Source organism: Micromonospora haikouensis, from assembly GCF_000876225.1.
GTDB classification, from domain to species: Bacteria; Actinomycetota; Actinomycetes; order Mycobacteriales; family Micromonosporaceae; genus Micromonospora; species Micromonospora haikouensis.
This window is the reverse complement of sequence record NZ_JXSX01000003.1, coordinates 1,084,167-1,107,455: the sequence shown is the minus strand read 5'-3', so window position 1 is coordinate 1,107,455 and position 23,289 is coordinate 1,084,167. Positions and strand designations below refer to the sequence as shown.

The following is a 23,289-nucleotide window of genomic DNA, read 5'->3' as shown; positions in this document are numbered from 1 at the left end:
GTCAGCCCTCCTTCTTCCGGGGCAGCGCGGTGATGCGCAGGTCCGGACCGACCTGCGTGACGTCGGTGATCTCCAGGTCGATGGCGTCGGCGATGGTGCCCACGCCGGCGTCGGCCAGCGCGGTCGGCCCGGCGCCGAGCAGCTTCGGCGCGACGTAGGCGACGACCCGGTCGACCAGGCCGGCGGCGAGGAACGCGCCGGCCAGCTTCGGGCCGCCCTCCAGCAGCGCGGCCCGGACCCCCCGGTGGTGCAGCTCCGCGAGCAGCGCCGGCAGGTCGACCCGGCCGTCCGGGCCGGTGCCGACCTCGGCGGCGGTGGCGACCCACGTCCGGGCGGCGCCGTCGCGGACCCGGGCGTCGGCGGGGGTACGCCCGAACGTGTCCACGACCACCCGCAGCGGCTGCCGGATGGCCAGGGTGCCGTCGCGCAGGTTGCGGGCGGTGAGCCGGGGGTCGTCGGCGAGGACGGTGCCGACCCCGGCGATGACCGCGTCGACGGTGCCGCGCAGGGCGTGCACGTCGGTCCGGGCGGCCTCGGAGGTGATCCACATGCTGGTGCCGTCGGCGGCGGCGGAGCGCCCGTCGAGGGTGGCGGCGTACTTCCAGACGACGTACGGCCAGCCCCGGCGCATCGAGGTCAGCCAGGCGACGTTGCCGGCCTCGGCCTCGGCGGCGCGCACCCCCAGCTCGACGTCGACGCCGCCGGCCCGCAGGGTGGCGGCGCCGCCGGAGGCGACCGGGTTCGGGTCGGGCACGGCGATCACCACGCGGGCGACGCCGGCGGCGATGAGGGCGTGGCTGCAGGGGCCGGTGCGGCCGGTGTGGTCGCAGGGCTCCAGGGTGACGACGGCGGTGCCGCCCCGGGCCCGCCGGCCGGCCTGGGCGAGCGCGACGATCTCGGCGTGCGGTCCGCCCGCGTACGCGTGGAATCCCTCGCCGACGACCTCGCCGTCCGGGTCGAGCAGCACGCAGCCGACCACGGGGTTGGGGCTGGTGGTGCCGAGGCCACGGGCCGCGAGCGCAATCGCCCGACGCATCGCGTCGTCCACGGAGACGCTGGCCATCGCCCTGTCCTGCCCTCTCACTCGCCGGTCCGCGCGGGCGAACACGGGAGGCCGCGGGCAGGCGGCGGCGGTCCGGGGACGGCAGAGCCGACCCCGGGGAGCCCACGCGGCGGCCGAGGACAGCCGTCGGCACAGGGCCCGCCCCGTCCCGCGCGCTGTCTCCCATCCGGACTGTCTGGGGGTGGGTTGGCCCGCCCCCAACCGTCGGCCCCGGAGTCTCACCAGGTCCACCGGGCGGCAGGGCCGTCCGGGTCGCGGGCTTACCACGGCCGCAGCCGTGGATCACCGCCGGTTCGGAATTACACCGAGTCCCGCCAGCGCGTGGTGGGTACTGCGAGAAGTGTGGCACGGCACCCGCCGCGCGTCTGCCCTCGGGGAGCTACCTCACACAGGTGGGCAAGATTCAAGAAAGGCTGCGTCGCCGGTCGACCGCCACGTACGAGCCGGGTTGGCTCTTGGCCACGGATTTCATCTCCGAGGCGACCGCGATCGCGTCCAGCGGGTTGGTCAGGCGCTTGCCGGCGTCGGAGACGGACACCCCGATCGACAGGGTGACCAGGGCGGCCCGCCGGATGTTGCCCCGCCGGTCCTTCAGCTCGACGTAGCCGCGCGCGGCGTCGGAGGGGTCGTAGAGCTTGTCGGCGGCGGTCTCGAAGTCGACGACGGCCCGGGAGGTGAGCGGGCGCACCTGGTCGGGGGCGCAGACGATGACGAAGTCGTCGCCGCCGACGTGGCCGAGGAAGGCCGGTGGCAGCCCGATCGCCACGACAGCCCGGTGCAGGCTGCGGGCCAGGGCGGAGATGAACTCGTCGCCCCGGACGAAGCCGTACCGGTCGTTGACGCTCTTGAACCGGTCGATGTCGACGTAGCCGACGGCGTAGTCGACGCCGCTGCGGACCCGGTCGCTGATCTCCCGCCGGATCCGGGAGTTGCCGGGCAGGCCGGTCAGCGGGGAGACCTCCCGGAACTCCTTGTTGCGGCGCAGCGTGGAGCTGACCCGGGCGACCAGTTCGGCGGTGTCGAAGGGCTTGACCAGGTAGTCGTCCGCGCCGGCGCTGAGCCCGTGGACCTTGTCCACGGTCATCCCCTTGGCGGTCAGCATGATCACCGGCAGGGCGGAGGTCATCGGGTCGGCGCGCAGCCGCCGGGTCAGCTCCAGCCCGTCGACGCGCGGCATCATCAGGTCGACGACCGCCAGGTCGGGCCGCTGCCGCTCGATCACCTCCAGGGCCTCCTGGCCGTCGCCGGCGTGGATCACCTCGAAGCCGTGCAGCCGCAGGTTGAACTCGACGAACCGGGCGATGTCGGCGTCGTCGTCGACGACGAGGATGAGGTCGGGTCGCTCGTCGGCCGGGTCCACCTCAGGCCCCGGCGGTCGCGCGCTCCGCCAGGCCCCGCAGGCGGCGGACCGCCTCGGCGGGGTCCTCGGCGCCGTAGACGGCGGTGCCGGCCACGAACGCGTCCGCGCCCGCGGCGGCCGCCTGCTCGATGGTGTCGGCGGCGATCCCGCCGTCGACCTCGATGCGCAGCTCCAGGTGGCCGGCGTCGACGTGCCGGCGGGCGGCGCGCACCTTGTCGAGCAGCTCGGGGATGAACCGCTGCCCGCCGAAGCCGGCCTTGATCGTCATGATCAGCAGCGTGTCGAAGCTGGGCAGCAGCTCCAGGTAGGGCTCGATCGGGGTGTCCCGGTCGATCGCCAGCCCGGCCTTCGCCCCGGCCGCCCGCAGGTCCTTGGCCAGTGACACCGGGTTGTCGCACGCCTCGGCGTGGAAGGTGACGTTGTGCGCCCCGGCGTCGGCGTACCCCGGGGCCCACCGGCGCGGGTCGGTGATCATCAGGTGCACGTCGAACGGCAGCTCGGTCGCGGCGCGCAGGCTCTGCACGACGGGCAGCCCGATGGTCAGGTTCGGCACGAAGTGGTTGTCCATGACGTCCACGTGCAACCAGTCCGCGGCGCCCTCGACGGCGCGGACCTCCTCGGCGAGGCGGGCGAAGTCGGCGGCGAGGATGCTGGGCGCGATGATCGGCGGCGGTACGGTCACGAGGTCAGTGTACGAACGCGGCCATCAGCCGCCCGCATCGCGGCACCTTCCCGGACGCGCTGTGACCCAGCCGTGACCGGTGGTGCAAGATAAACCGGTCCGGATGGGAATCCCGGACGAAAAGTCAGCCGCGACTGGCCGATCGAGGGAAACGCGGCAAGACTCCATGCAGGACGGTCACGTAAGCTGCACGCCCGGTGGCGGAAACGCCCCCACGGGCCGTGGCGCCCGACCGTCAGCTCCCGGAAAGGGCGGACGATGCGACGGTGGCTTGTGGCGCTGGCGCTGGCCGGCACGGTGGTGATGCTGCTGGGCGGCTGCGCCCGCCCGCACGGGGCAGACGGCGACCTCACCGACGACTGGCCGACGCTGCGGGAACCGAAGATGTTCATCCCGGCCACCGACGCCTGCCTGCCCCGGATCACGGCGGTCGTGCAGGCCGGCACGTACGAGACGGTGGACTGCGCCCGCAGCCACCTGGCCGAGACGATCCACGTCGGCATCTTCACCGACCCGGCCATCGACGCGGGCCCGCGCCCCGAGGCGGGCACGCCCGTCCTGCGTGTCGCCCGCGCCGAGTGCGACCAGCGGGCCCGGGAGGTGCTCGGCGGCGACTGGCACTCGGCCCGGCTGAGCCTCACCATCGCCCTGCCGTCGACGTCGGCCTGGGCGAGCGGGGCCCGCTGGTACCGCTGCGACCTCAGCGAGACCGACAGCATCGACAACACCCGGCCGGTCAACCGCGTCGGCAGCCTGCGCGGCGCGATGATCGGCGACTCGCCGCTGACCCACCGCTGCTTCGACCCGAAGCTGATCGGGGCGAACCTGAACTACATGGCGCCCGTGCTGTGCACCGAGCCGCACCGCGCCGAGTTCGTCGGGGTCTACACCGAACGCGACATGACCTGGGCCGAGTTCATCCGGTCCAACCAGAAGGTGCACCGCCGCTGCATGGGGTTGATCGCCGAGTTCGCCGAGGTGCCCAACAACAGCGAGTTGCCGTACCGGGCGGGGTCGATCTTCTATCCCCCGTCGCAGCGGGAGTGGGACGAGGGCGACCGCGGGGTGCGGTGTTTCCTGTGGAGCGACGACCGCAAGCTCACCCGGTCGATGCGCGGCGCTGGGCCGAAGGGACTACCCGCGAGCTGAGCGCCGGTGGCGTAAAGTGCCGCTCCGTGGCGCGCCCGGCGACGGAGGCCGGTGTCCGCGACCACCGGCGACGGGGAGGTCGGACTGATGCGGCGATGGTGGACGGCGGTCGCCGTGTCGGCGGGGGCGGCGCTTGCGCTGGCCGGCTGCGGCACGCCGGCCGGGCTGGACGGTGACCTCGCCGACGACTGGCGGACGATGGCGGCGCCGACGCAGTTCGTGCCCGCCGCCGGAACGTGCCACACCGTCTTCGCCGACGTCGGCTACCTCAGCGGCTACAACCCGGTGGACTGCGCGACGTCGCACCGGGTGGAGACCCTGCACGTCGGCACGCTGACCGGGTCAGCCGCCGAGCTGAGCGCGCCCCCCGCAGCCGGTTCCGCCGGGATGCGGGCCGTCCGCACCGAGTGCGACCGGGAGGTCAACAAGGCCCTCGGGGCCGACTGGCGCGCGGGGCGGCTGTTCCTGTCCACCGTCTTCCCGTCCCGGCAGGCCTGGTCGGGCGGGGCCCGCTGGTTCCGCTGCGACGTGAGCGAGGTGGAGAGCGTCGACGACCCCAGCGCCGTGCCCCGCACCGGCAGCCTCGCCGGCGCGTTGAAGGGCACCTCGGCGCTGGCCCACCGCTGCTTCAACCCGAAGATCAAGAAGGACGACGTGCAGGAGATGACCCCCGTCGCCTGCACCAGGAAGCACCGCGTCGAGTTCGTCGGCGTCTACCAGGCCCCCGACATCTCCTTCGCCCAGGTCGACAAGAACCGGATGCGCATCCACAAGGGCTGCCGGACGCTGATCGCCTCGTACGCGAAGGTGCCGAACAACGGCGACCTGGAGTATCGGGCGGGCACCATCTTCTACCACCCCTTCGAGCAGGAGTGGAAGGACGGCAACCGGGGCGTGCAGTGCTTCCTCTGGGTCGACCGCGACCTCACCCGCTCGGTGAAGGGCGTCGGCACCAAGGGCCTGCCGGTGCAGTGACCCGCCCGGCGGACGGCTGACGCGGTGGGGCGGCCCGGAGGGGCCGCCCCACCGCGGTTTCGGCTCAGCCCCGGCGCAGGACCGCCAGGAACATGGCGTCGGTGCCGTGCCGGTGCGGCCACAACTGCACCGACGGCCCGTCGCCCAGCCCCGGCATGCCGGCCGGCAGCAGCGGCCGGGCGTCGACGAAGTCCGCCGGCACCCCGGCCCGCCGCGCCGCCTCGGTCACCGTCACGTGCGTCTCCACCGTGTGCGGGGAACACGTCACGTAGGCCACCAGGCCGCCCGGCCGGGCCGCCCGCAGCGCCGCCGACAGCAGCTCCCGCTGCAGGCGGGTCAGCGGCGGCAGGTCCGACGGCTGCTTGCGCCAGCGGGCCTCCGGCCGGCGACGCAGCGCGCCCAGCCCGGTGCACGGGGCGTCGACCAGGACCCGGTCGAAGTGCCCCTCCGGCAGCTCCGGGTCGGCGCCCACGGTGCGGCCGTCGGTGTGCAGCACCGTCACCGGCAGCCCCCGCGTGGCCTGGCCGACGAGCCGGGCCCGGTGCTCGGAGACCTCCACCGCGGTCAGCCGGGCCCCCCGCTGGGCGGCGAGCGCCCCGAGCAGGCCGGACTTGCCGCCCGGCCCGGCGCACAGGTCCAGCCAGTGGGCGTCCGGGCCGTCGAGCGGGGCGACCGCGAGGGCGTTGGCCACCAACTGGGAGCCCTCGTCCTGCACGTGCGCCCGCCCCTCGGCCAGCGCCGGCAGGTCGCCCGGGGCGCCGCCGGCGAGATAGACCGCGTACGGGGAGAACGCCCCCGGTGCGCCGCCGACCTCGTCGGCCAGGGCGACCGGGTCGGCCAGGCCGGGCCGGGCACACAGGTGCACCGGCGGGCGCTCGTTGTCCTCGATCAACAGCCGGGTGGTCTCGCCGAGGTCGCCGCCGAGCGCCTCGGCGAAGGACCGCACGATCCACTGGGGGTGGCTGTACGCCAGGGCCAGGTGCCCGATCGGGTCCGTCTCGAAGGCCGGGGCGAGCTTCGCCACCCAGGCGTCGGCGTCGCGCCCCGCCACCTCGCGCAGCACCGCGTTGGCGAAGCCCGTCGCCCCGATGCCGACCGCGCGCACCAGGTCGACGGTCGAGGAGACCGCCGCGTGCGCCGGCACCCGCGTGTGCAGCAGCTGGTAGGCGCCCAGCCGCAGCGCGTCGCGCACGGGCGGGTCGATCCGGGCCACGTCCCGGCCGGCCGCGTCGGTGAGGATCGCGTCGAGGGTGCCGATGTGGCGCAGCGTGCCGTACGTCAGCTCGGTGGCGAAGGCGGCGTCCCGGCCGGTCAGCCGCTCCTGCCGCAGCAACGCCGGCAGCACCAGGTTGGCGTACGCGTCGTCGCGGTGCACCGCCGCGACCGCCTGGTAGGCGACGTGCCGGGGCAGGTCGACGGCGGGCCGCGCCGGCCGCGCGCCGCGCCGGTCGTCGCCCCGGCCGCCCCGGGCCGGGCGGTCGCCGAAGGCCGGGCGGTCGCCCCGGGGGCCGCCGGTCGACCGGTCGGGCCGCCGGTCGGTGCGGGGGGCGGACTGCTCGTCGTACCGTCGTCGGGGCCGCTCCGTGGGCCCGGTCACGCGAGCTCCTCCCCCGCGCCGACCCGGGCGCCGCGCGCCCAGTCGCTCGCCGGCATGGCCTTCTTGCCCGCGGCCCGCACCTCGCCGAGGGCCACCGGGACGGTGGCCGTGCCGGCCAGCACGCGGGACTTCTCCGCCAGCAGCTCGCCGGGCTTCAGGTCGGGGCCGTCGGGCACGGGGACGACCGGGCCGAGCTTGACCCGCTCGCCCCGGAACGTGGTCCACGGGCCGGGCGCGGGGGTGCACGCCCGGATCCGCCGGTCCACCGCGAACGCGGGGTCGCCCCAGCGCACCCGGGCGTCGTCGACGGTCAGCTTCGGCGCGAGCGACACCCCGTCGGCCGGCTGCGGCTCGGCCCGGGCGGTGCCCGCGTCGAGCGCGTCGAGGACGGCCACCAGCAGGCCGGACCCGGAGTGGGCGAGCCGCTCCAGCAGGTCGCCGGAGGTGTCGGTGGGGCGGATCTCGTCGGTGACGGTGCCGTAGACCGGGCCGGTGTCCAGCCCCTCCTCCAGCGCGAAGACGCTCGCCCCGGTCAGCTCGTCGCCGTGCAGCACGGCCTGCTGGACGGGGGCCGCGCCCCGCCACGCGGGCAGCAGCGAGAAGTGCAGGTTGATCCAGCCGTGCCGGGGGATCTCCAGCGCGACCGGGGGCACCAGCGCGCCGTAGGCGACCACCGGGACGCAGTCGGGGGCCAGCGCGCGCAGCCGGTCGAGGAACTCCGGCTCGCGCGGGCGGGCCGGGGTGAGCACCTCGACGCCGCGCTCGTCGGCCCAGGCCCCGACGGGCGAGCGGACCAGGCCCCGGCCCCGGCCGGCGGGGGCGTCGGGGCGGGTGACGACGGCGACGAGGTCGTGGCCGGAGGCCGCGATGGCGTCCAGGGCGGGCAGGGCGACGGCCGGCGTGCCGGCGAAGATCAGGCGCACCGGGTCACCGCCCCAGGCCGAAGGGGTTGCCGGCGTGCGGGTCGAGCTTGACCGTCGGCGGGGCCGCCGCGTCGTACCACTCGGCCTGGCGGATCGCCTTCATCGCCTCCTTGCGGCCGGCCGGGTCCAGCCGGTCGACGAAGAGCACGCCGTCGAGGTGGTCGGTCTCGTGCTGCACGCAGCGGGCCATCAGGCCCGTGCCGACGATCTGGACCGGGTCGCCGTAGCTGTTGAAGCCCTTGGCGACGACGTTCTGCCGGCGCTTGGTGTCGAAGTAGAGCCCGGGGATGGACAGGCAGCCCTCGGGGCCGTCCTGCTCCTCGGCGTCGGGGAACTCCAGCACCGGGTTGACCAGGTGGCCGAGCACGTCGTCGACGTCGAAGGTGAACACCCGCAGGCCCACTCCGAGCTGGGGCGCGGCGAGACCCGCGCCGCTCTGCTCACGCATCGTGTCGGTGAGGTCGGCAACGAGCCTGCGCAGCTCGGCGTCGAAGTCGACCACCGGATCGGCCGGCGTGCGCAACACCGGATCCCCGAACAGACGGATGGGCTGGACGGTCACGCGGGATGGCTCCTTCGGTCGGGCGGGTCAGGGCCGTACCAGTCTACGGACTGCCCGGGGGCCTCCCCCCGCCCGCGACCGGGACGGGTCAGGCGCCGGGGGCCGGATCGCCGGCGAGCACGGCGTCGCCGGCCAGCAGGCAGTGCGCCGGCAGCGGCAGGGTGATGCCGTGGGCGGCCTCCCAGTCGTACACGGTGCCGGGGCGGACCTGGGCGGTGAAGTACTCCGCCGCGCTCGTCCCGCCCACCACCGGCTCGTCGACCTCGGCGACCAGCCGCGCGGGCACCAGCGGGAAGCCGCTGCGGATGGCCGCGCTGAGCCGCCGGTGGCCGTCGACGACGAAGAAGTATTCCCCGGTGAAGCCGATGGTCAGGGGCTCCAGCGCCTCGTCGCCGGCGGCGGCGACCTCGTCGACGAAGCCCGCGTCCCACAGGCCGCGCAGGGCACCGACGTCCTCGGTCGGGTAGACCCGGGTCGGGTCGAGCAGCAGCAGCGGCGGGGCGTCGCGCAGCACGTCCGCGCCGAGCCGCCCCTCGTACACGTCGATGATGTGGCCGATCACCTGCTCCGGGTTGGCCCGGGTGGAGTCGCAGATCAGGTCGTAGTTGCGCAGCCGGGCCTTGTCGACGCCGTAGCGGACGATGAACCGGCCCCGCTCGCTCTCGCTGCGCTCGCGCAGCTTGGCCCTGGCCTCCTCCAGCGAGGCGTAGCTCTCGGCCGGGCCGGAGGGGCGGGCCAGGACCCGGCGGGCCGCCTCGGTCGGCTCGGTGATCATGTGCACCTTGAGCGCGTCGGTGAAGAAGTGCCAGGCGAGCCGGGAGTCCATGACCAGGCTCTCGCCGGAGGCCGCGATGTCCTGCTGGAGCTGGTCGACGTAGCCGTCGACGGCCTGGTCCAGCTCGGCGTGCAGGTTGAGCTGGAGCGCGGTCATCTGCCGCTCCTGCGCCATCTGGCGGTAGAGGTCGCCGACGCTGACCCGGCGCAGCCCGAGCCGCTTGGCGATCTCGACGGACACGGTGCTCTTGCCGCTGCCGAGGTCACCGTTGAAGACGATCGATTGACGAACGGTCACGACTGGTCCACCCCTGATCACCGGCTGACTGGCGTCGTCGACGTGGCGTCGTACCGACACGCCGTCGTGCGCCCGGGCATGACGGGCGATGCTATCACGCAGCGGCGACCACGGATCGTGACCGCCACTCCGATCGACTAGAACAGCGAAAGAGGGTCGATCTGGACGCGGACCGGATCGGTGGCCTTACGGAGAGTGCGCGCCCCGGCGGCGGCGTGCAGCGCCTCGGCGAGGGCCGCCGCCCGCGCCCGGGGCACCCGGACGAGCATCCGCTCCTTCTCGCCGTCGGCGGGGACCGGGCCCAGCACCTCGGCCTCCTCGGGCAGCCGGGCGGCGGCCAGCAGGTCGGCCACCGCCTCGGGCGGGCCGGTGACGCTGGCCATCCGCACCGCCGGCGGGAACCCCAGCTCGCGGCGCTCGGCCAGCTCCCGGGCGGCGAACCAGGCGGCGTCCCAGCGCAGCAGGGCCTGCACCGGCGCGAGGGCGCCGTCGGCGACCACCACCACCCGGCCGCCGGCCGTCGCGGGTCGGGCCAGGGCGGCGGCGGCCAGCCAGCGGCGCAGCGCCTCCTCGCCGGCCCGCAGGTCGGCCCGGGTCAGCAGGGCCCACGAGTCGAGCAGCAGCACCGCGCCGTAGCCGCCGTCGGCGACCGGCTCGGCCCCCGGGGTGGCCACCACGAGGCCGGCGCCGCCGGGCACGGTGGTGAGCACCTCCTCCCGGCCGGAGGTGCGCACCGGCACCCCGGGGAAGGCCCGGCCCAGTTCCTCGGCGGTGCGCCGGGCGCCGGTGACGGCCGCGCGCAGCCGCCGCCCGCCGCACTCCGGGCAGGCGTACGCGGCGGCGATCCGGCCGCACCAGCGGCAGGCCGGTGTCCCCCGCGCCGACGGCAGGGCGAGGGGGCCGGCGCAGTGCGGGCAGCGGGCCGGGGTGCGGCAGTCCGCGCAGGAGATCGACGGCAGGTAGCCGCGGCGGGGCACCTGGACCAGCACCGGGGCGTCGGCGCCGAGCGCGTCCCGGGCGGCGGCCCAGGCCAGGCTGGGCAGCCGGGCCGTCGCCGCGCCGGGATCGCGGGCCAGCTGCGGGTCGTCCCCGGTCGGCGCGACGGCGGGGGTACGCGCCCGCACGGTGGCCCGGTCGGCGACCACCTCCCGCGCCCAGCCGGTCTCCACCAGCAGCTGCGCCTCGGCGCTGCGGGCGTACCCGCCGACCAGGGCGGCCGCGTCGGCGAGCCGGGCGCGGGTGAGCAGCACGTCGCGGGCGTGCGGGTAGGGGGCGCGCGGCTCGGCGTGCAGGTCGTCGCCGTCGTCGACGATGGCGACCAGGCCGAGCCGGGCCACCGGGGCGAACATCGCCGCGCGGGTGCCGATGACGACCGGCACGTCCCCGCGCCGGGCGGCCAGGAACGCGCGGTAGCGGCGGGCGGGGCCGAGGGCGGCGGAGAGGCTGACGTGCCGCCCGGGGCCGAGGGCGGCGGTCAGCGCCGCGTCGAGGCGGTCGAGGTCCCGGGCGTCGGGCACGACGACCACCGCCCCCCGCCCGCCGGCCACGGTGGCGGCGACCGCCTCGGCGTACCGGGCGGGCCAGTCCTCCCCCGGCAGCGCGGACCAGACCGCCCGGGCGGGGCGGCCCTCGGTCAGCGCCCGCAGGAACGCCGGCCCGGCCGGGTACGCCCGCCAGCCGGCCGCCTCCGGCGGGGCCAGGGGCGCGGGCGGCTCCGGCGGGACGTGCGGCTCCTTCTCCACCCGGGCGTGCCGGGGCGGCACGGCCAGCCGGAGCACGTCGGCGAGGCTGCCGGCGTACCGGTCGGCGACGGCCCGGGCCAGCCGGACGACCTCGTCGGCGAGCACGGGCTCGGGCGAGACGAGCCGGTCGAGGCAGGCCAGCCTGCCGGTGTGCCCCGAGTCGTCGGCCCGTTCCAGCAGCCAGCCGTCCACGAGCTGGCCGGCGAAGCGCACCTTCACCCGGGTGCCGGGGACGGCCGCGTCGGCCAGCTCGGCGGGGACCAGGTAGTCGAAGGGGCGGTCGAGGTGGGCCAGGGGCACGTCGACACAGACGCGAGCGACCGGCGACCCGTCGGCGGGTCGCCGGTCGCCGCGCGTGTTGCCGGTCAGGCTCCCGCGGCCGACTTGAGGTCGGCGGCCCGGTCGGTGCTCTCCCAGGTCAGCTCGGGCAGTTCCCGGCCGAAGTGGCCGTACGCCGCGGTCTGCCGGTAGATCGGGCGCAGCAGGTGCAGGTCCCGGATGATGGCGGCCGGACGGAGGTCGAAGACCTCGGTCACGGCCTTCTCGATCGAGGCGACCGGCACGGTCTCGGTGCCGAACGTCTCGATGAACAGGCTCACCGGGTGCGCCTTGCCGATCGCGTACGCGACCTGCGCCTCGCAGCGCTCGGCGAGGCCGGCGGCCACCACGTTCTTGGCGACCCAGCGCATCGCGTACGCCGCCGAGCGGTCCACCTTGGACGGGTCCTTGCCGGAGAACGCGCCGCCACCGTGCCGGGCGTACCCGCCGTAGGTGTCGACGATGATCTTCCGGCCGGTGAGGCCGGCGTCGCCCATCGGGCCGCCGATCTCGAACCGCCCGGTCGGGTTGACCAGCAGCCGGTAGCCGTCGGTGTCCAGGCCGAGGCTCTCCAGCTCCGGCGCGATGACGTGGTCGCGCACGTCCGGGGTGAGCAGCGAGTCCAGCGAGATGTCGGCCGCGTGCTGGCTGGACACGACGACGGTGTTCAGCCGGACGGGGCGCAGCCCCTCGTACTCGATGGTGACCTGGGTCTTGCCGTCCGGCCGCAGGTAGGGGATCGTGCCGTCCTTGCGGACCGCGGTGAGCCGGCGGGCGAGCCGGTGCGCCAGGGCGATCGGCAGCGGCATCAGCTCGGGCGTCTCGGAGCAGGCGAAGCCGAACATCATGCCCTGGTCGCCGGCGCCCTGGGCGTCCAGCGCGCTCTCCGAGGAGCCGGTGCGCAGCTCCATCGCGTTGTCGACGCCCTGCGCGATGTCGGGGGACTGCGCGCCGATGGAGACGCTGACGCCGCAGGACGCGCCGTCGAAGCCCTTCTTCGACGAGTCGTAGCCGATGTCGAGGATCGTCTCCCGCACGATGGTCGGGATGTCGGCGTACGCCTTGGTGGTCACCTCGCCGGCCACGTGCACCTGGCCGGTGGTGATCAGGGTCTCGACGGCGACGCGGCTGTGCGCGTCCTGAGCCAGCAGTGCGTCGAGAATGCCGTCGCTGATCTGGTCGGCGATCTTGTCCGGGTGGCCTTCCGTGACCGATTCGGACGTGAAGAGGCGGCGTGTCACGGCACTCCTAAGTTATGGAAAAGTCGTTCCGCGGAAGTGTAGTCATCCGACCTCTAACCGCGCTGAAACGGTCGGTTCCCGGTCACTGGTCGGGAAGGTGGCCAGCGCGCCACGACGAGGTCCCAGACGGCGTCGGCCAGATCCTCCTTGGACTGCTCGGCCATCGGGTGCACCGAGCCGTCCGCGCCGATGACGGTCGCCGCGTTGGTCTCGGCGCCGAAGACCTTGTCCGGCCCGACCTCGTTGATGACGATGAGGTCGGCCCGCTTGCGGGCGAGCTTGGCCCGGCCGTTGGCCTCGGCGTCGTCCGTCTCCGCGGCGAACACCACCAGCACCTGCTCCGGTCGGCGTTGCCGGCCCAGCTCGGCGGCGATGTCCGGGTTGGTGACGAGGTCGATCGTAGGTGCCCCGGCTGCTGTTTTCTTGATTTTGGCCGACGTGTAGGTGGCGGGGCGGAAATCCGCGGGCGCGGCGGCCATCACCACGGCGTCCGCGCCGGCCGCCGCACGAAGCGTGGCCTCCCGCAGCTCCTCGGTGGTGCCGACCCGCACCAGGTCCACGCCGGCCGGGTCGGCGAGCGCCACGTTGGCGGCGACGAGGGTGACCCGGGCGCCCCGGGCGACCGCCGACCGGGCGAAGGCGTAACCCTGCTTGCCGGAGGAGCGGTTGCCGAGGAACCGCACCGGGTCGAGCGGCTCGCGGGTGCCGCCCGCGGTCACCACCACGTGCCGGCCGGCGAGGTCGGCCGGGGCGTGCGGGCCGCGGGCCAGGGTCCGCCGGGCGACGGCGAAGATCTCCGCCGGGTCGGGCAGCCGGCCCTTGCCCGTGTCGGCGCCGGTGAGCCGGCCGACGGCGGGCTCGACGACGCGGACGCCCCGGGAGCGCAGCGTGGCGACGTTGGCCACGGTGGCGGGATGCTCCCACATCTCGGTGTGCATCGCCGGGGCGAGCAGCACCGGGCACCGGGCGGTGAGCAGGGTGTTGGTGAGCAGGTCGTCGGCGAGGCCGTGGGCCGCCCTGGCGAGCAGGTCGGCCGTGGCCGGGGCGACCACCACCAGGTCGGCCCGCTGGCCGAGCCGGACGTGCGGGACCTCGTGCACGTCGGCCCAGACGTCGTCGGCGACCGGCTGGCCGGACAGGGCGGCCCAGGTCGGCGCCCCGACGAAGCGGAGCGCCGACGCGGTGGGCACCACGCGGACCCGGTGGCCCGACTCGGTGAAGAGCCGCAGCAGCTCACACGCCTTGTAGGCGGCGATGCCGCCGCCGACCCCGAGGACGATCTCGGCGGACATCGGCGTGCGGCGCGGTTACGGCTGGTCGGTCGGCTCGGCGGTGAGCAGGCCCGCGTTGATCTCGCGCATGGCGATGGAGAGGGGCTTCTCCTGGGGGGTGGTCTCCACGAGCGGACCGACGTACTCCAGCAGGCCCTCGCCGAGCTGGCTGTAGTAGGCGTTGACCTGGCGGGCGCGCTTGGCAGCGAAGATCACCAGGGCGTACTTCGACGTCGTCTTCTCGAGCAGCTCGTCGATCGGCGGGTTGGTGATGCCCTCGGGGTTGGCGATGGATCCCACGAAATAACCTCTGCGTCTGTCGTCACCGCGCGGACGCGGTTCGTCTGGCCCCACCACGCGGACGCGGTTGGTGGGTCACTCAGCCGCTCCGCCGCGGTCGGGCCGGAGCCAGATGGGAAGAACCGAACAAGCCTACCAGCTCATCCACCGCCCGCTCGGTGTGGTCGTGCGCCACGACGTGCGCGTCGCCGGCCGGGTCGACCGCCTCCGGCCGCCAGCCGGGCGGGGCGAGCAGGACCAGCCGGGCGTCGGGATGCGCCGCGCGGACGGCGAGCGCGCCGGGCAGGTCGAGCGGGAGGAGCACCGGCCGGCCGGCGGCGAGCCGCCCGGCCACCGGCGGGGCCGGGGTGCCGCGGGCGTACGGCCCGATGCGGGCCCACTCCAGCAGCTGGCCGGCGGCGATCAGCCGGTCGAACGCCGCCGGGGCGAGGAAGACCCGGTCGACGCCGTCCACCTCGCCCGCCCGGCGGGGCCGGGTGGTGGCCGGCACCGGGATCCAGACCGACGGAGAACGCGCCCGGAACGGCTCGACGACACTGCCCACGCCAGCCCCGGAGGGACCGGTCAGGACGGTGAGCCGAGCCGCCGGGCGCGCCTCGTCATCCGTGCTCACGGCTCGTTTCTACACGGCGCCGTGCGCGGCCGGCGGCGAACCGCCGGGCTCAGTTGGCGGCGAACTCGCCGAGCAGGGCCTTGCGCTGCTGCTCGCCCAGACCACGCAGGCGACGGCTGTCGGCGATCTTGAGCTTCTCCATGATCTGGGTCGCCCGGATCTTGCCGATGCCCGGCATCGCCTGCAGGACGGCCGAGACCTTCAGCTTGCCGACGACGTCGTCGCCCTCGGCCCGCTCCAGGACCGCGGCGAGGGTGGTCTTGCCCTGCTTGAGCTGCTCCTTCAGCTCAGCGCGGGCCTTGCGGATCTCCGCAGCCTTCTCGAGCGCAGCTGCGCGCTGCTCGGGGGTAAGTGACGGGAGGGGCACCAGTTCTCCTCAGGTCCTTGTCGCGACGGGCGGGACGCCACGCCGCAGATGTGAAACGTGGAGTCGCCGGAAACCAAAGGGGTCCGTGGTTCCCAGCGCGGGGAAAACTAGCGGTCGCGGACGCATTCGGCAACGTGGGCACGCCACGACCACGGCAAAATGACCGAGCCGTCACTCAGTCAGGAGCCGTCGAGGGCCGCCCGGCAGTCGGCCAGGGCCCGCTGCGCGGCGGCCCGCAGGGCGGCCACGTCGGGCCCGGCGTGCAGCACCTCGCGGGAGTACGACGGCAGGACCCACGGCAGGCTCGCGCCGAACACGGTCCGTAGGTCGGCGGCCGTGGCGCCCTGCGCGCCGAGCCCCGGGGCGAGCAGCGGGCCGCGCACCGCCGACAGGTCGTGGCCGGTGTCGCCGATGGTCGCCCCGACCACCAGACCGAAGCTGCCCAGCGTCTGCGCACCCCGGTTGAGCTGGGCAATCTCGTCGATGACCGCCTGCGCGACGGTGCGCCCGTCGGCGCCCACGGCGCGCTGCACGGCGGCTCCCTCGGGGTTGGAGGTGAGCGCCAGGACGAACACCCCGCCGCCGTGCGTGGCGGCGAGCTCGAACATCGGGGCCAGCGACATTACTCCCAGGTAGGGGCTCGCGGTGACCGCGTCGACATACAGCGGGCTGGATGGATCGAGGTACGCGGAGGCGTACGCGGCGACGGTGGAGCCGATGTCTCCGCGCTTGACGTCGAGCAGAACGAGCGAGCCAGAATCCCGCAACTGTCGGATAGTTGACTCTAGCACCGCCACGCCCCGCGCTCCGAAGCGCTCGAAGAACGCCGACTGGGGCTTGACCACCGCGACCCGGTCGCCTAGGGCCTCCACCACGGTGCGGCAGAACCGCTCCAGCCCGTCGACGTCGTCCGTCAGCCCCCAGCGGGTCAGCAGCCCCGGGTGCGGGTCGATGCCCACGCAGAGCGGGCCGCGCTGCTCCATCGCCCGGTGCAACCGGTCACCGAAGGTCTCCATCCGCGCCTCTTCCTCTCGACTCCTCCGGGCACCCGGCGTCCGCCGGCGCGCCATGCCTGTCCGATCGCGGTCATGCGGCCACCCCGCACGGCCGCCCGGGAACGCCGGTCAGCCGGCCGCCACGGCGGCGGCCATCCCGGCGGCGATCCGGGCGACGTCCGCGTCGTCGGCGACGTACGGCGGCATGGCGTAGACCAGGTCGCGGAACGGCCGCAGCCACACCCCCCGGTCCACCGCCGCGGCGGTCGCCGCCGCCAGGTCCACCTCGTGGTCGAGCTGGACCACCCCGATCGCGCCCAGCACGCGGACGTCCGCCACCCCGGGGGCGCCCCGCAGCGGCTCCAGGCCAGCGCGCAGGGCCGCGCCCACCCTTGACACCTCAGCCGCCCAGTCTCCGGCCCGCAGCAGGCCGATGGAGGCGTTCGCGACCGCACAGGCGAGCGGGTTGGCCATGAACGTGGGCCCGTGCGCGAGCACCCCGTCGCGGGAGATGCCCGCCGCCACCTCCGCCGTGCACAGCGCGGCGGCCAGCGTCAGGTAGCCGCCGGTGAGCGCCTTGCCGACGCAGAGCACGTCGGGGCTCACCCCGGCGTGCTCGGCGGCGAACATCGTGCCGGTGCGGCCGAAGCCGGTGGCGATCTCGTCGAAGACCAGCAGCACCCCGTGGGCGCGGGTCACCTCGCGCAGCACCCGCAGGTAGTGCGGGTGGTGGAAGCGCATCCCGCCCGCGCCCTGGACCACCGGCTCCACGATCACGGCGGCCAGCTCGTGCGCGTGCCGCGCCACCGCGTCGGCCAGCGCCGCGCAGTACGCGGGGTCGGGCGGGGCGTCGAAGCCGGCCGGCGGCACGGGCGCGAAGACCTGCCGGGGCAGCACGTCGCCCCACAGGTGGTGCATGCCGCCCTCGGGGTCGCACACGCTCATCGGGTGGAAGGTGTCGCCGTGGTAGCCGCCCCGCCAGGTGCCCAGCCGCCGGCGCTCCGGCCGCCCGAGCGCCCGCTGGTACTGCAGGCACATCTTCACCGCCACCTCGACGCTCACCGAGCCCGAGTCGCACAGGAAGACCCGCTCCAGCCCCTCCGGGGCCAGCTCGACCAGCGTCTGCGCCAGGCGCACGGCCGGCTCGTGGGTGAGCCCGCCGAACATCACGTGGCTCATCCGGCCGAGCTGGTCGACGACCGCCGCGTCCAGCACGGGGTGCCGGTAGCCGTGGATCGCCGCCCACCACGACGACATCCCGTCGACCAGTTCCCGCCCGTCGGCCAGCCGCAGCCGCACCCCCCGCGCGCCCGCCACCACGTACGGGGGCGTCGCGGGGGGCAGCGGCGCGTACGGGTGCCACACGTGCTGCCGATCGGCGGCGAGGATCTCCTCCGGCGTCACCCGCGCCCCCTCCGGCCCCCGGCGGGACCCGCTGTGGCCGGCTCCCCGGTCACGACCGACCGCCCGACGGCACCGGCGCGGGCAGCGGGCGGGCGGCCCGGGCGGCGGCGCGGACGAGGCCGGGGCCCCGGTAGATGAAGCCGGTGTAGAGCTGCACCAGGGCCGCCCCCGCGTCGAACATGCGCGCGGCGTCGTCGGGGTCGACGATGCCGCCCACGCCGATCACCGGCAGCCGCCCGCCGGTCTCCCGGTGGACGAACGACACCACCGCGCGGGCGCGCGCGGCCAGCGGACGCCCCGACAGGCCGCCCGCCTGCCCGCCGCGCTCCCGGTCGGCGGGGGCGAGCCCGTCGCGGGCCAGGGTCGTGTTGGTGGCGATCACCCCGGCCGCACCCCGGTCGAGGCAGACCTCCAGCAGCTCGGCGATCGCCGGCTCGGTCAGGTCCGGGGCGATCTTCACCAGCACCGGCTTCTCCCCCACCAGGGCCGCCAGCAGCGCGTCCAGGTGGGCGCGGTCCTGCAACGAGCGCAGGCCCGGGGTGTTGGGCGAGGAGACGTTCACGGCGAAGTAGTCGCCGTGGTCGCGCAGCGCCCGGTAGGAGGTGAGGTAGTCCTCCACGGCCTCGTCCAGCGGGGTCACCTTGGACTTGCCGAGCGAGATCCCCAGCGGCGCGCCGACCGGGCAGGGCAGCGCCGCCAGCCGGTCCGCCAGGGCCCGCGCCCCGGCGTTGTTGAAGCCCATCCGGTTGACCACGGCCTCGCTGTCGCGCAGCCGGAACAGCCGGGGCCGGGGGTTGCCCGGCTGGGCGTGCGCGGTGACCGTGCCGACCTCGACGAAGCCGAAGCCCAGCGCCGGCCACGCCGGCAGCGCCGCGCCGTCCTTGTCCATCCCGGCGGCCAGCCCCACCGGGTTCGGGAAGTCCACCCCGAACACCGTCCGGGGCGCCCGCACGGCGTAGCGGGCCCGCAGCGCGGCGAGCGCCACCGGCGACCGCGACACGGCGGCCAGCCGGCGCAGCGTCCACTCGTGGGCGGCCTCGGCGTCGCCGCCGCCGAGGCGGAACAGGCCGGGCCGCACCACCCGCTCGAAGATCACCGGCCCCTCCCCCGGCCGTCGGCGGTCACTCGCCCGCCCGCAGGGTGGCGTGCAGGTCCTGCAGGGGACGCACGGTCATGTCGCCCCGGATGCGGGCCTCGATGCCCATCACCGCCGCCGCCGCACCCGGGACGGTGGTGATGCACGGGATGTCCGCCGTCACGGCGGCGCTGCGGATCTCGTAGCCGTCGGAACGGGCGCTCGCCCCGGAACCCTGCGGGGTGTTCACCACCAGCGCCACGTCGCCGGCGAGGATCATCGACACCGCGTCGGCGCCCGCCCCGGCCTCGTAGTGCTTGCGGATCTGCTCGCAGGCGATGCCGTGCCGGCGCAGCACCTCCGCCGTGCCGGCGGTCGCCACGATCTCGAAGCCCAGGTCGGCCAGGCGCTTGATCGGGAAGATCATGCCGCGCTTGTCCCGGTTGGCCACCGAGACGAAGATCCGCCCGGACGTCGGCAGCGACCCGTACGCGGCGGACTGGCTCTTGGCGAAGGCGTGCCCGAACTTGGTGTCGATGCCCATCACCTCGCCGGTGGACTTCATCTCCGGGCCCAGCAGCGAGTCGACGCCCTTGCCGGTCGGGGTGCGGAACCGCTTGAACGGCAGCACCGCCTCCTTCACCGCGATCGGCGCGTCGGCCGGGAGGGTGCCGCCGTCGCCCGTCGGCGGGAGCAGCCCCTCGGCGCGCAGCTCGGCGACCGTCGCGCCGAGCGCGATCCGGGCCGCCGCCTTGGCCAGCGGCACCGCCGTGGCCTTCGACACGAACGGCACCGTCCGCGACGCGCGGGGGTTGGCCTCCAGCACGTACAGCACGTCGTCCTTGAGGGCGTACTGGACGTTGAGCAGGCCGCGCACCCCCACGCCCCGGGCGATGGCCTCGGTGTAGCGGCGCACCTGCGCCAGGTGCGAGCCGGCCAGCGTCATCGGCGGCAGCACGCAGGACGAGTCGCCGGAGTGGATGCCGGCCTCCTCGATGTGCTCCATCACGCCGCCGAGGTAGACCTCGCCGTCGGCGTCGCAGAGGGCGTCCACGTCGATCTCGATGGCGTCGTCGAGGAACCGGTCCACCAGCACCGGGTGGTCCGGGGAGATGTCGGTGGCCCGCCCGATGTAGTCGCGCAGCGTCGGGTCGTCGTAGACGATCTCCATGCCCCGCCCGCCGAGCACGTAGGACGGGCGGACCAGCACCGGGTAGCCGATCTCGGCGGCGATCGCCTTCGCCTCCTCGTAGGAGGTGGCCATGCCGTGCGCCGGGGCGCGCAGCCCGGCCCGCGCCAGCACCGCGCCGAACGCGCCGCGCTCCTCGGCCAGGTGGATCGACTCCGGGGAGGTGCCCACGATCGGCACGCCCGCGTTCTTCAGCCGCTGCGCCAGGCCCAGCGGGGTCTGCCCGCCGAGCTGCACGACCACCCCGACCACGCCCGGCCCGCCGGCCGCCTTGCCGGACGAGTCCTCGGCGTGCCAGACCTCCAGGACGTCCTCGAAGGTCAGCGGCTCGAAGTAGAGCCGGTCGGCCGTGTCGTAGTCCGTCGACACGGTCTCCGGGTTGCAGTTGACCATGACGGTCTCGTAGCCGCCGCCACCGGCGGCGGCCGAGCCGACGGGCGCGGCGCGCAGCGCCTGGACGGCGTGCACGCACGAGTAGTCGAACTCGATGCCCTGGCCGATCCGGTTCGGCCCCGAGCCCAGGATGATCACCTTGGGCCGGGCCGACGGCGCGACCTCGGTCTCCGAGTCGTACGTCGAGTAGTGGTAGGGCGTGGTCGCCTCGAACTCGGCGGCGCAGGTGTCCACCGTCTTGTAGACCGGGCGGACGCCGAGCCGGTGGCGCAGGGTGCGTACCCCGTCCTCGGCGGCCAGTTCGGGGCGCAGCGCGGCGAGCTGCCGGTCGGACAGGCCGGCCCGCTTGGCGCGACGCAGCAGGTCCACGTCGAGCACCGGGGCGTCGACGATCTCCGCGCGCAGCTCCACCAGCGCGGCGATCTGGTCCAGGAACCACGGGTCGATCCCGCCGGACGCGGCGGAGACCTCCGCGACCGACGCGCCGAGCCGCAGCGCCCGCTCCACGGTGTAGAGCCGGCCGTCGTGCGGCGTGCCCAGCGCGGCGAGCGTGTTCTCCTTCGTCGCACCCTCCGGGTCCGGGGTGGTCCAGAAACCCGACGCCTTGGTTTCCATCGAGCGCATCGCCTTGTTGAGCGCCTCGGTGAAGTTGCGCCCGAGGCTCATCGCCTCGCCGACCGACTTCATGGTGGTGGTCAGCTCCGGGTCCGCGCCGGGGAACTTCTCGAACGCGAACCGGGGGATCTTCACCACCACGTAGTCCAGGGTCGGCTCGAACGCCGCCGGGGTCTTCAACGTGATGTCGTTGGGGATCTCGTCGAGGGTGTAGCCGATGGCCAGCTTCGCGGCGATCTTCGCGATCGGGAAGCCGGTCGCCTTCGACGCCAGGGCCGACGAGCGCGACACCCGGGGGTTCATCTCGATCACCACGATCCGGCCGTCGGCCGGGTTCACCGCGAACTGGATGTTGCAGCCGCCGGTGTCCACCCCGACCTCGCGCAGCACCGCGATGCCGAGGTCGCGCAGCCGCTGGTACTCCCGGTCGGTCAGCGTCATCGCCGGGGCGACGGTCACGCTGTCGCCGGTGTGCACGCCCATCGGGTCGACGTTCTCGATCGAGCACACGACCACCACGTTGTCGTGGCGGTCGCGCATCAGTTCGAGCTCGTACTCCTTCCAGCCGAGCACGCTCTCCTCGATGAGCACCTCGTGCACGGGGCTGGCGGCCAGGCCGGCCCCGGCGATGCGCTGCAGGTCGGCGTCGGTGTGCGCCATGCCGGAGCCGAGGCCGCCCATCGTGAACGACGGCCGGATCACCACCGGCAGGCCCAGCTCGGCGACCGTGGCCTCGACCTCGGCCATCGAGTGGCAGACCCGCGAGCGGGGCACCAGGCCCGCCGGGTCGTCCAGCCCCAGGCGTACGCCCGCCTTGGCGACGATGTCCTTGAACAGCTGCCGGTCCTCGCCCCGGTTGATCGCCTCGATGTTCGCGCCGATCAGCTCGACGCCGTACTTGTCGAGCACGCCCGCCGCGTGCAGGGCGACCGCCGTGTTCAGCGCGGTCTGCCCGCCGAGGGTGGGCAGCAGCGCGTCGGGGCGCTCCTTGGCGATGACCAGCTCGACGAACTCCGGGGTGATCGGCTCGACGTACGTGGCGTCGGCGAACTCCGGGTCCGTCATGATCGTCGCCGGGTTGGAGTTGACCAGGCTGACCCGGATCCCCTCGCTGCGCAGCACCCGGCACGCCTGGGTGCCGGAGTAGTCGAACTCGCAGGCCTGCCCGATGACGATCGGCCCCGAGCCGATCACCATGATGTGCTTGAGATCGGTCCGCTTAGGCATGCGCGCGCCCCTCGCTGTGGGTCCGGCCTTCGATCAGCTCGGCGAAGCGGTCGAACAGGTAGTCCGCGTCGTGCGGGCCCGCCGCCGCCTCCGGGTGGTACTGGACGGTGAAGGCGGGCACGTCGAGCGCCCGCAGCCCCTCGACCACGTTGTCGTTGAGGCAGACGTGTGACACCTCGACGCCGCCGAACTCGGTGTCGATCACCTGGTCGGGCACGACCGCGCCCTGCCCGGCCCCCGGCACCTGCACGGCGAAGCCGTGGTTGTGGCTGGTCACCTCGACCTTGCCGGTGGCCCGGTCGAGCACCGGCTGGTTGATGCCCCGGTGGCCGTAGCCGAGCTTGTAGGTGCCGAAGCCCAGCGCCCGGCCGAGGATCTGGCTGCCGAAGCAGATGCCGAACAGCGGGATCCGCCGGGTCAGCACCTCCCGGGCCAGCCCCACCGGGCCGTCGGCGGTCGCCGGGTCGCCCGGACCGGGCGAGAAGAAGACGGCGTCCGCGCCGGTGGCGAGCAGGTCGTCGATGCTCGACCCGGCGGGCAGCACGTGGGTGGTGACGCCGCGCGCGGCGAGCCGGCGCGGCACGTTGCGCTTGATGCCCAGGTCCAGGGCGGCCACCGTGAACCGGTGCGTGCCCTCGGCCTCGACGACGTACGGCTGCGCGGTGCTCACCTCGGCGGAGAGGTCCGCGCCGACCATCTGCGGCGACTGGCGGACCCGGGCCAGCAGGGCGCGCGGGTCGTCGTCGACGCTGGAGATGCCGACCCGCATCGCGCCGCGCTCGCGCAGGTGCCGGGTCAGCGCCCGGGTGTCCACGCCGCTGATGCCGACCACGCCCTCGGCGGCGAGCCGGTCCGCCAGCGTGCCGGTGGACCGCCAGTTCGAGGGGACCCGGGCCGGGTCGCGCACGACGTAGCCGGCGACCCAGATCCGGGCGGACTCGTCGTCCTCGGCGTTGACGCCGGTGTTGCCGATGTGCGGGGCGGTCTGCACCACCACCTGCCGGTGGTAGGACGGGTCGGTCAGGGTCTCCTGGTAGCCGGTCATGCCGGTGTTGAAGACCGCCTCGCCGAACGTCTCGCCGACGCTGCCGTACGCCTCGCCGTGGAACGTACGCCCGTCCTCCAGGACCAGGATCGCGCTCCTGCGCTTCTCCAT

Annotated in this window: 20 protein-coding genes and 1 riboswitch; of the genes, 2 read left to right on the top strand and 18 right to left on the bottom strand. The window is 74.8% G+C overall.

Annotated elements, in window-relative coordinates:
- Position 1 precedes the first annotated feature (1 nt).
- The 3 genes from ribD to rpe all read right to left on the bottom strand — a co-directional run bounded on the left by ribD (position 2) and on the right by rpe (position 3,105).
- Positions 2–1,063, bottom strand: coding sequence for a bifunctional diaminohydroxyphosphoribosylaminopyrimidine deaminase/5-amino-6-(5-phosphoribosylamino)uracil reductase RibD (gene ribD, locus TK50_RS26200; protein WP_043967999.1), 1,062 nt, complete (start codon positions 1,061–1,063; stop codon positions 2–4).
- Between the two features lie 150 nt (positions 1,064–1,213).
- Positions 1,214–1,386: riboswitch (FMN riboswitch) on the bottom strand.
- Between the two features lie 80 nt (positions 1,387–1,466).
- Positions 1,467–2,423, bottom strand: a complete 957-nt coding sequence (locus tag TK50_RS26195) for a GGDEF domain-containing response regulator (protein ID WP_043967997.1) — start codon at positions 2,421–2,423, stop codon at positions 1,467–1,469.
- A gap of 1 nt (position 2,424) precedes the next feature.
- Positions 2,425–3,105 (bottom strand): ribulose-phosphate 3-epimerase, encoded by a 681-nt coding sequence (gene rpe, locus TK50_RS26190; RefSeq protein WP_043967995.1) that lies wholly within the window; start codon positions 3,103–3,105, stop codon positions 2,425–2,427.
- Between the two features lie 258 nt (positions 3,106–3,363).
- Between rpe and TK50_RS26185 the strand changes: the two genes are divergently transcribed.
- Together TK50_RS26185 and TK50_RS26180 are read left to right on the top strand one after the other, a co-directional pair.
- On the top strand, positions 3,364–4,254 hold the full coding sequence (locus TK50_RS26185; RefSeq protein WP_043967993.1) for a septum formation family protein: 891 nt from the start codon (positions 3,364–3,366) through the stop codon (positions 4,252–4,254).
- 87 nt (positions 4,255–4,341) lie between these two features.
- Positions 4,342–5,229 carry a septum formation family protein gene (locus TK50_RS26180; RefSeq protein WP_043969387.1) on the top strand — a complete coding sequence of 296 codons (888 nt, stop codon included), beginning with the start codon at positions 4,342–4,344 and terminating at the stop codon, positions 5,227–5,229.
- Positions 5,230–5,293: 64 nt separating this feature from the next.
- On the opposite strand, the gene TK50_RS26175 is transcribed toward TK50_RS26180, so the two are convergent.
- The 15 genes from TK50_RS26175 to carA all read right to left on the bottom strand — a co-directional run bounded on the left by TK50_RS26175 (position 5,294) and on the right by carA (position 23,289).
- Positions 5,294–6,826 (bottom strand): RsmB/NOP family class I SAM-dependent RNA methyltransferase, encoded by a 1,533-nt coding sequence (locus TK50_RS26175; RefSeq protein WP_043967992.1) that lies wholly within the window; start codon positions 6,824–6,826, stop codon positions 5,294–5,296.
- Positions 6,823–7,749 (bottom strand): methionyl-tRNA formyltransferase, encoded by a 927-nt coding sequence (fmt, locus tag TK50_RS26170; RefSeq protein WP_043967991.1) that lies wholly within the window; start codon positions 7,747–7,749, stop codon positions 6,823–6,825. Before fmt ends, TK50_RS26175 begins: the two co-directional genes overlap by 4 nt.
- 4 nt (positions 7,750–7,753) lie before the next feature.
- Positions 7,754–8,311, bottom strand: a complete 558-nt coding sequence (def, locus tag TK50_RS26165; protein WP_043967988.1) for a peptide deformylase — start codon at positions 8,309–8,311, stop codon at positions 7,754–7,756.
- Between the two features lie 88 nt (positions 8,312–8,399).
- Complete coding sequence (locus TK50_RS26160; protein ID WP_043967986.1) at positions 8,400–9,383, bottom strand: AAA family ATPase; 984 nt, start codon at positions 9,381–9,383, stop codon at positions 8,400–8,402.
- Between the two features lie 137 nt (positions 9,384–9,520).
- Positions 9,521–11,494 (bottom strand): primosomal protein N', encoded by a 1,974-nt coding sequence (locus tag TK50_RS26155; protein WP_082106620.1) that lies wholly within the window; start codon positions 11,492–11,494, stop codon positions 9,521–9,523.
- Positions 11,491–12,684, bottom strand: coding sequence for a methionine adenosyltransferase (gene metK, locus TK50_RS26150; RefSeq protein WP_043967984.1), 1,194 nt, complete (start codon positions 12,682–12,684; stop codon positions 11,491–11,493). Before metK ends, TK50_RS26155 begins: the two co-directional genes overlap by 4 nt.
- Positions 12,685–12,737: 53 nt before the next feature.
- Positions 12,738–13,976, bottom strand: a complete 1,239-nt coding sequence (gene coaBC / locus TK50_RS26145; protein WP_043967982.1) for a bifunctional phosphopantothenoylcysteine decarboxylase/phosphopantothenate--cysteine ligase CoaBC — start codon at positions 13,974–13,976, stop codon at positions 12,738–12,740.
- 15 nt (positions 13,977–13,991) lie between these two features.
- On the bottom strand, positions 13,992–14,255 hold the full coding sequence (gene rpoZ / locus TK50_RS26140) for a DNA-directed RNA polymerase subunit omega (RefSeq protein ID WP_007075826.1): 264 nt from the start codon (positions 14,253–14,255) through the stop codon (positions 13,992–13,994).
- A gap of 79 nt (positions 14,256–14,334) precedes the next feature.
- Positions 14,335–14,868 (bottom strand): nucleoside/nucleotide kinase family protein, encoded by a 534-nt coding sequence (locus TK50_RS26135; protein WP_043967979.1) that lies wholly within the window; start codon positions 14,866–14,868, stop codon positions 14,335–14,337.
- 49 nt (positions 14,869–14,917) lie between these two features.
- Positions 14,918–15,235: an integration host factor, actinobacterial type gene (gene mihF, locus TK50_RS26130; RefSeq protein ID WP_007075824.1), complete on the bottom strand. Its 318-nt coding sequence runs from the start codon at positions 15,233–15,235 to the stop codon at positions 14,918–14,920.
- Positions 15,236–15,414: 179 nt separating this feature from the next.
- The gene (gene pyrF / locus TK50_RS26125; RefSeq protein WP_043967977.1) at positions 15,415–16,251 is read right to left on the bottom strand and encodes an orotidine-5'-phosphate decarboxylase; all 837 of its coding nucleotides are present in this window, start codon (positions 16,249–16,251) and stop codon (positions 15,415–15,417) included.
- Positions 16,252–16,359: 108 nt separating this feature from the next.
- A complete protein-coding gene (locus TK50_RS26120) occupies positions 16,360–17,634 on the bottom strand; it encodes an adenosylmethionine--8-amino-7-oxononanoate transaminase (protein ID WP_043967975.1) in 1,275 nt (424 codons plus the stop codon).
- Between the two features lie 49 nt (positions 17,635–17,683).
- The gene (locus tag TK50_RS26115) at positions 17,684–18,730 is read right to left on the bottom strand and encodes a quinone-dependent dihydroorotate dehydrogenase (protein ID WP_043967974.1); all 1,047 of its coding nucleotides are present in this window, start codon (positions 18,728–18,730) and stop codon (positions 17,684–17,686) included.
- A 25-nt stretch (positions 18,731–18,755) separates the two neighbouring features.
- Positions 18,756–22,133 carry a carbamoyl-phosphate synthase large subunit gene (carB, locus tag TK50_RS26110; RefSeq protein WP_043967973.1) on the bottom strand — a complete coding sequence of 1,126 codons (3,378 nt, stop codon included), beginning with the start codon at positions 22,131–22,133 and terminating at the stop codon, positions 18,756–18,758.
- On the bottom strand, positions 22,126–23,289 hold the full coding sequence (gene carA / locus TK50_RS26105; protein ID WP_043967970.1) for a glutamine-hydrolyzing carbamoyl-phosphate synthase small subunit: 1,164 nt from the start codon (positions 23,287–23,289) through the stop codon (positions 22,126–22,128). Before carA ends, carB begins: the two co-directional genes overlap by 8 nt.

What these genes read in the sequence shown, in the direction of transcription:
- carA (WP_043967970.1), bottom strand. Translation starts at nt 23,289, where the DNA reads ATGGAGAAGCGCAGGAGCGCGATCCTGGTCCTGGAGGACGGGCGTACG.
- TK50_RS26185 (WP_043967993.1), top strand. Translation starts at nt 3,364, where the DNA reads ATGCGACGGTGGCTTGTGGCGCTGGCGCTGGCCGGCACGGTGGTGATG.
- carB (WP_043967973.1), bottom strand. Translation starts at nt 22,133, where the DNA reads ATGCCTAAGCGGACCGATCTCAAGCACATCATGGTGATCGGCTCGGGG.
- TK50_RS26180 (WP_043969387.1), top strand. Translation starts at nt 4,342, where the DNA reads ATGCGGCGATGGTGGACGGCGGTCGCCGTGTCGGCGGGGGCGGCGCTT.
- pyrF (WP_043967977.1), bottom strand. Translation starts at nt 16,251, where the DNA reads ATGGAGACCTTCGGTGACCGGTTGCACCGGGCGATGGAGCAGCGCGGC.
- ribD (WP_043967999.1), bottom strand. Translation starts at nt 1,063, where the DNA reads ATGGCCAGCGTCTCCGTGGACGACGCGATGCGTCGGGCGATTGCGCTC.
- coaBC (WP_043967982.1), bottom strand. Translation starts at nt 13,976, where the DNA reads ATGTCCGCCGAGATCGTCCTCGGGGTCGGCGGCGGCATCGCCGCCTAC.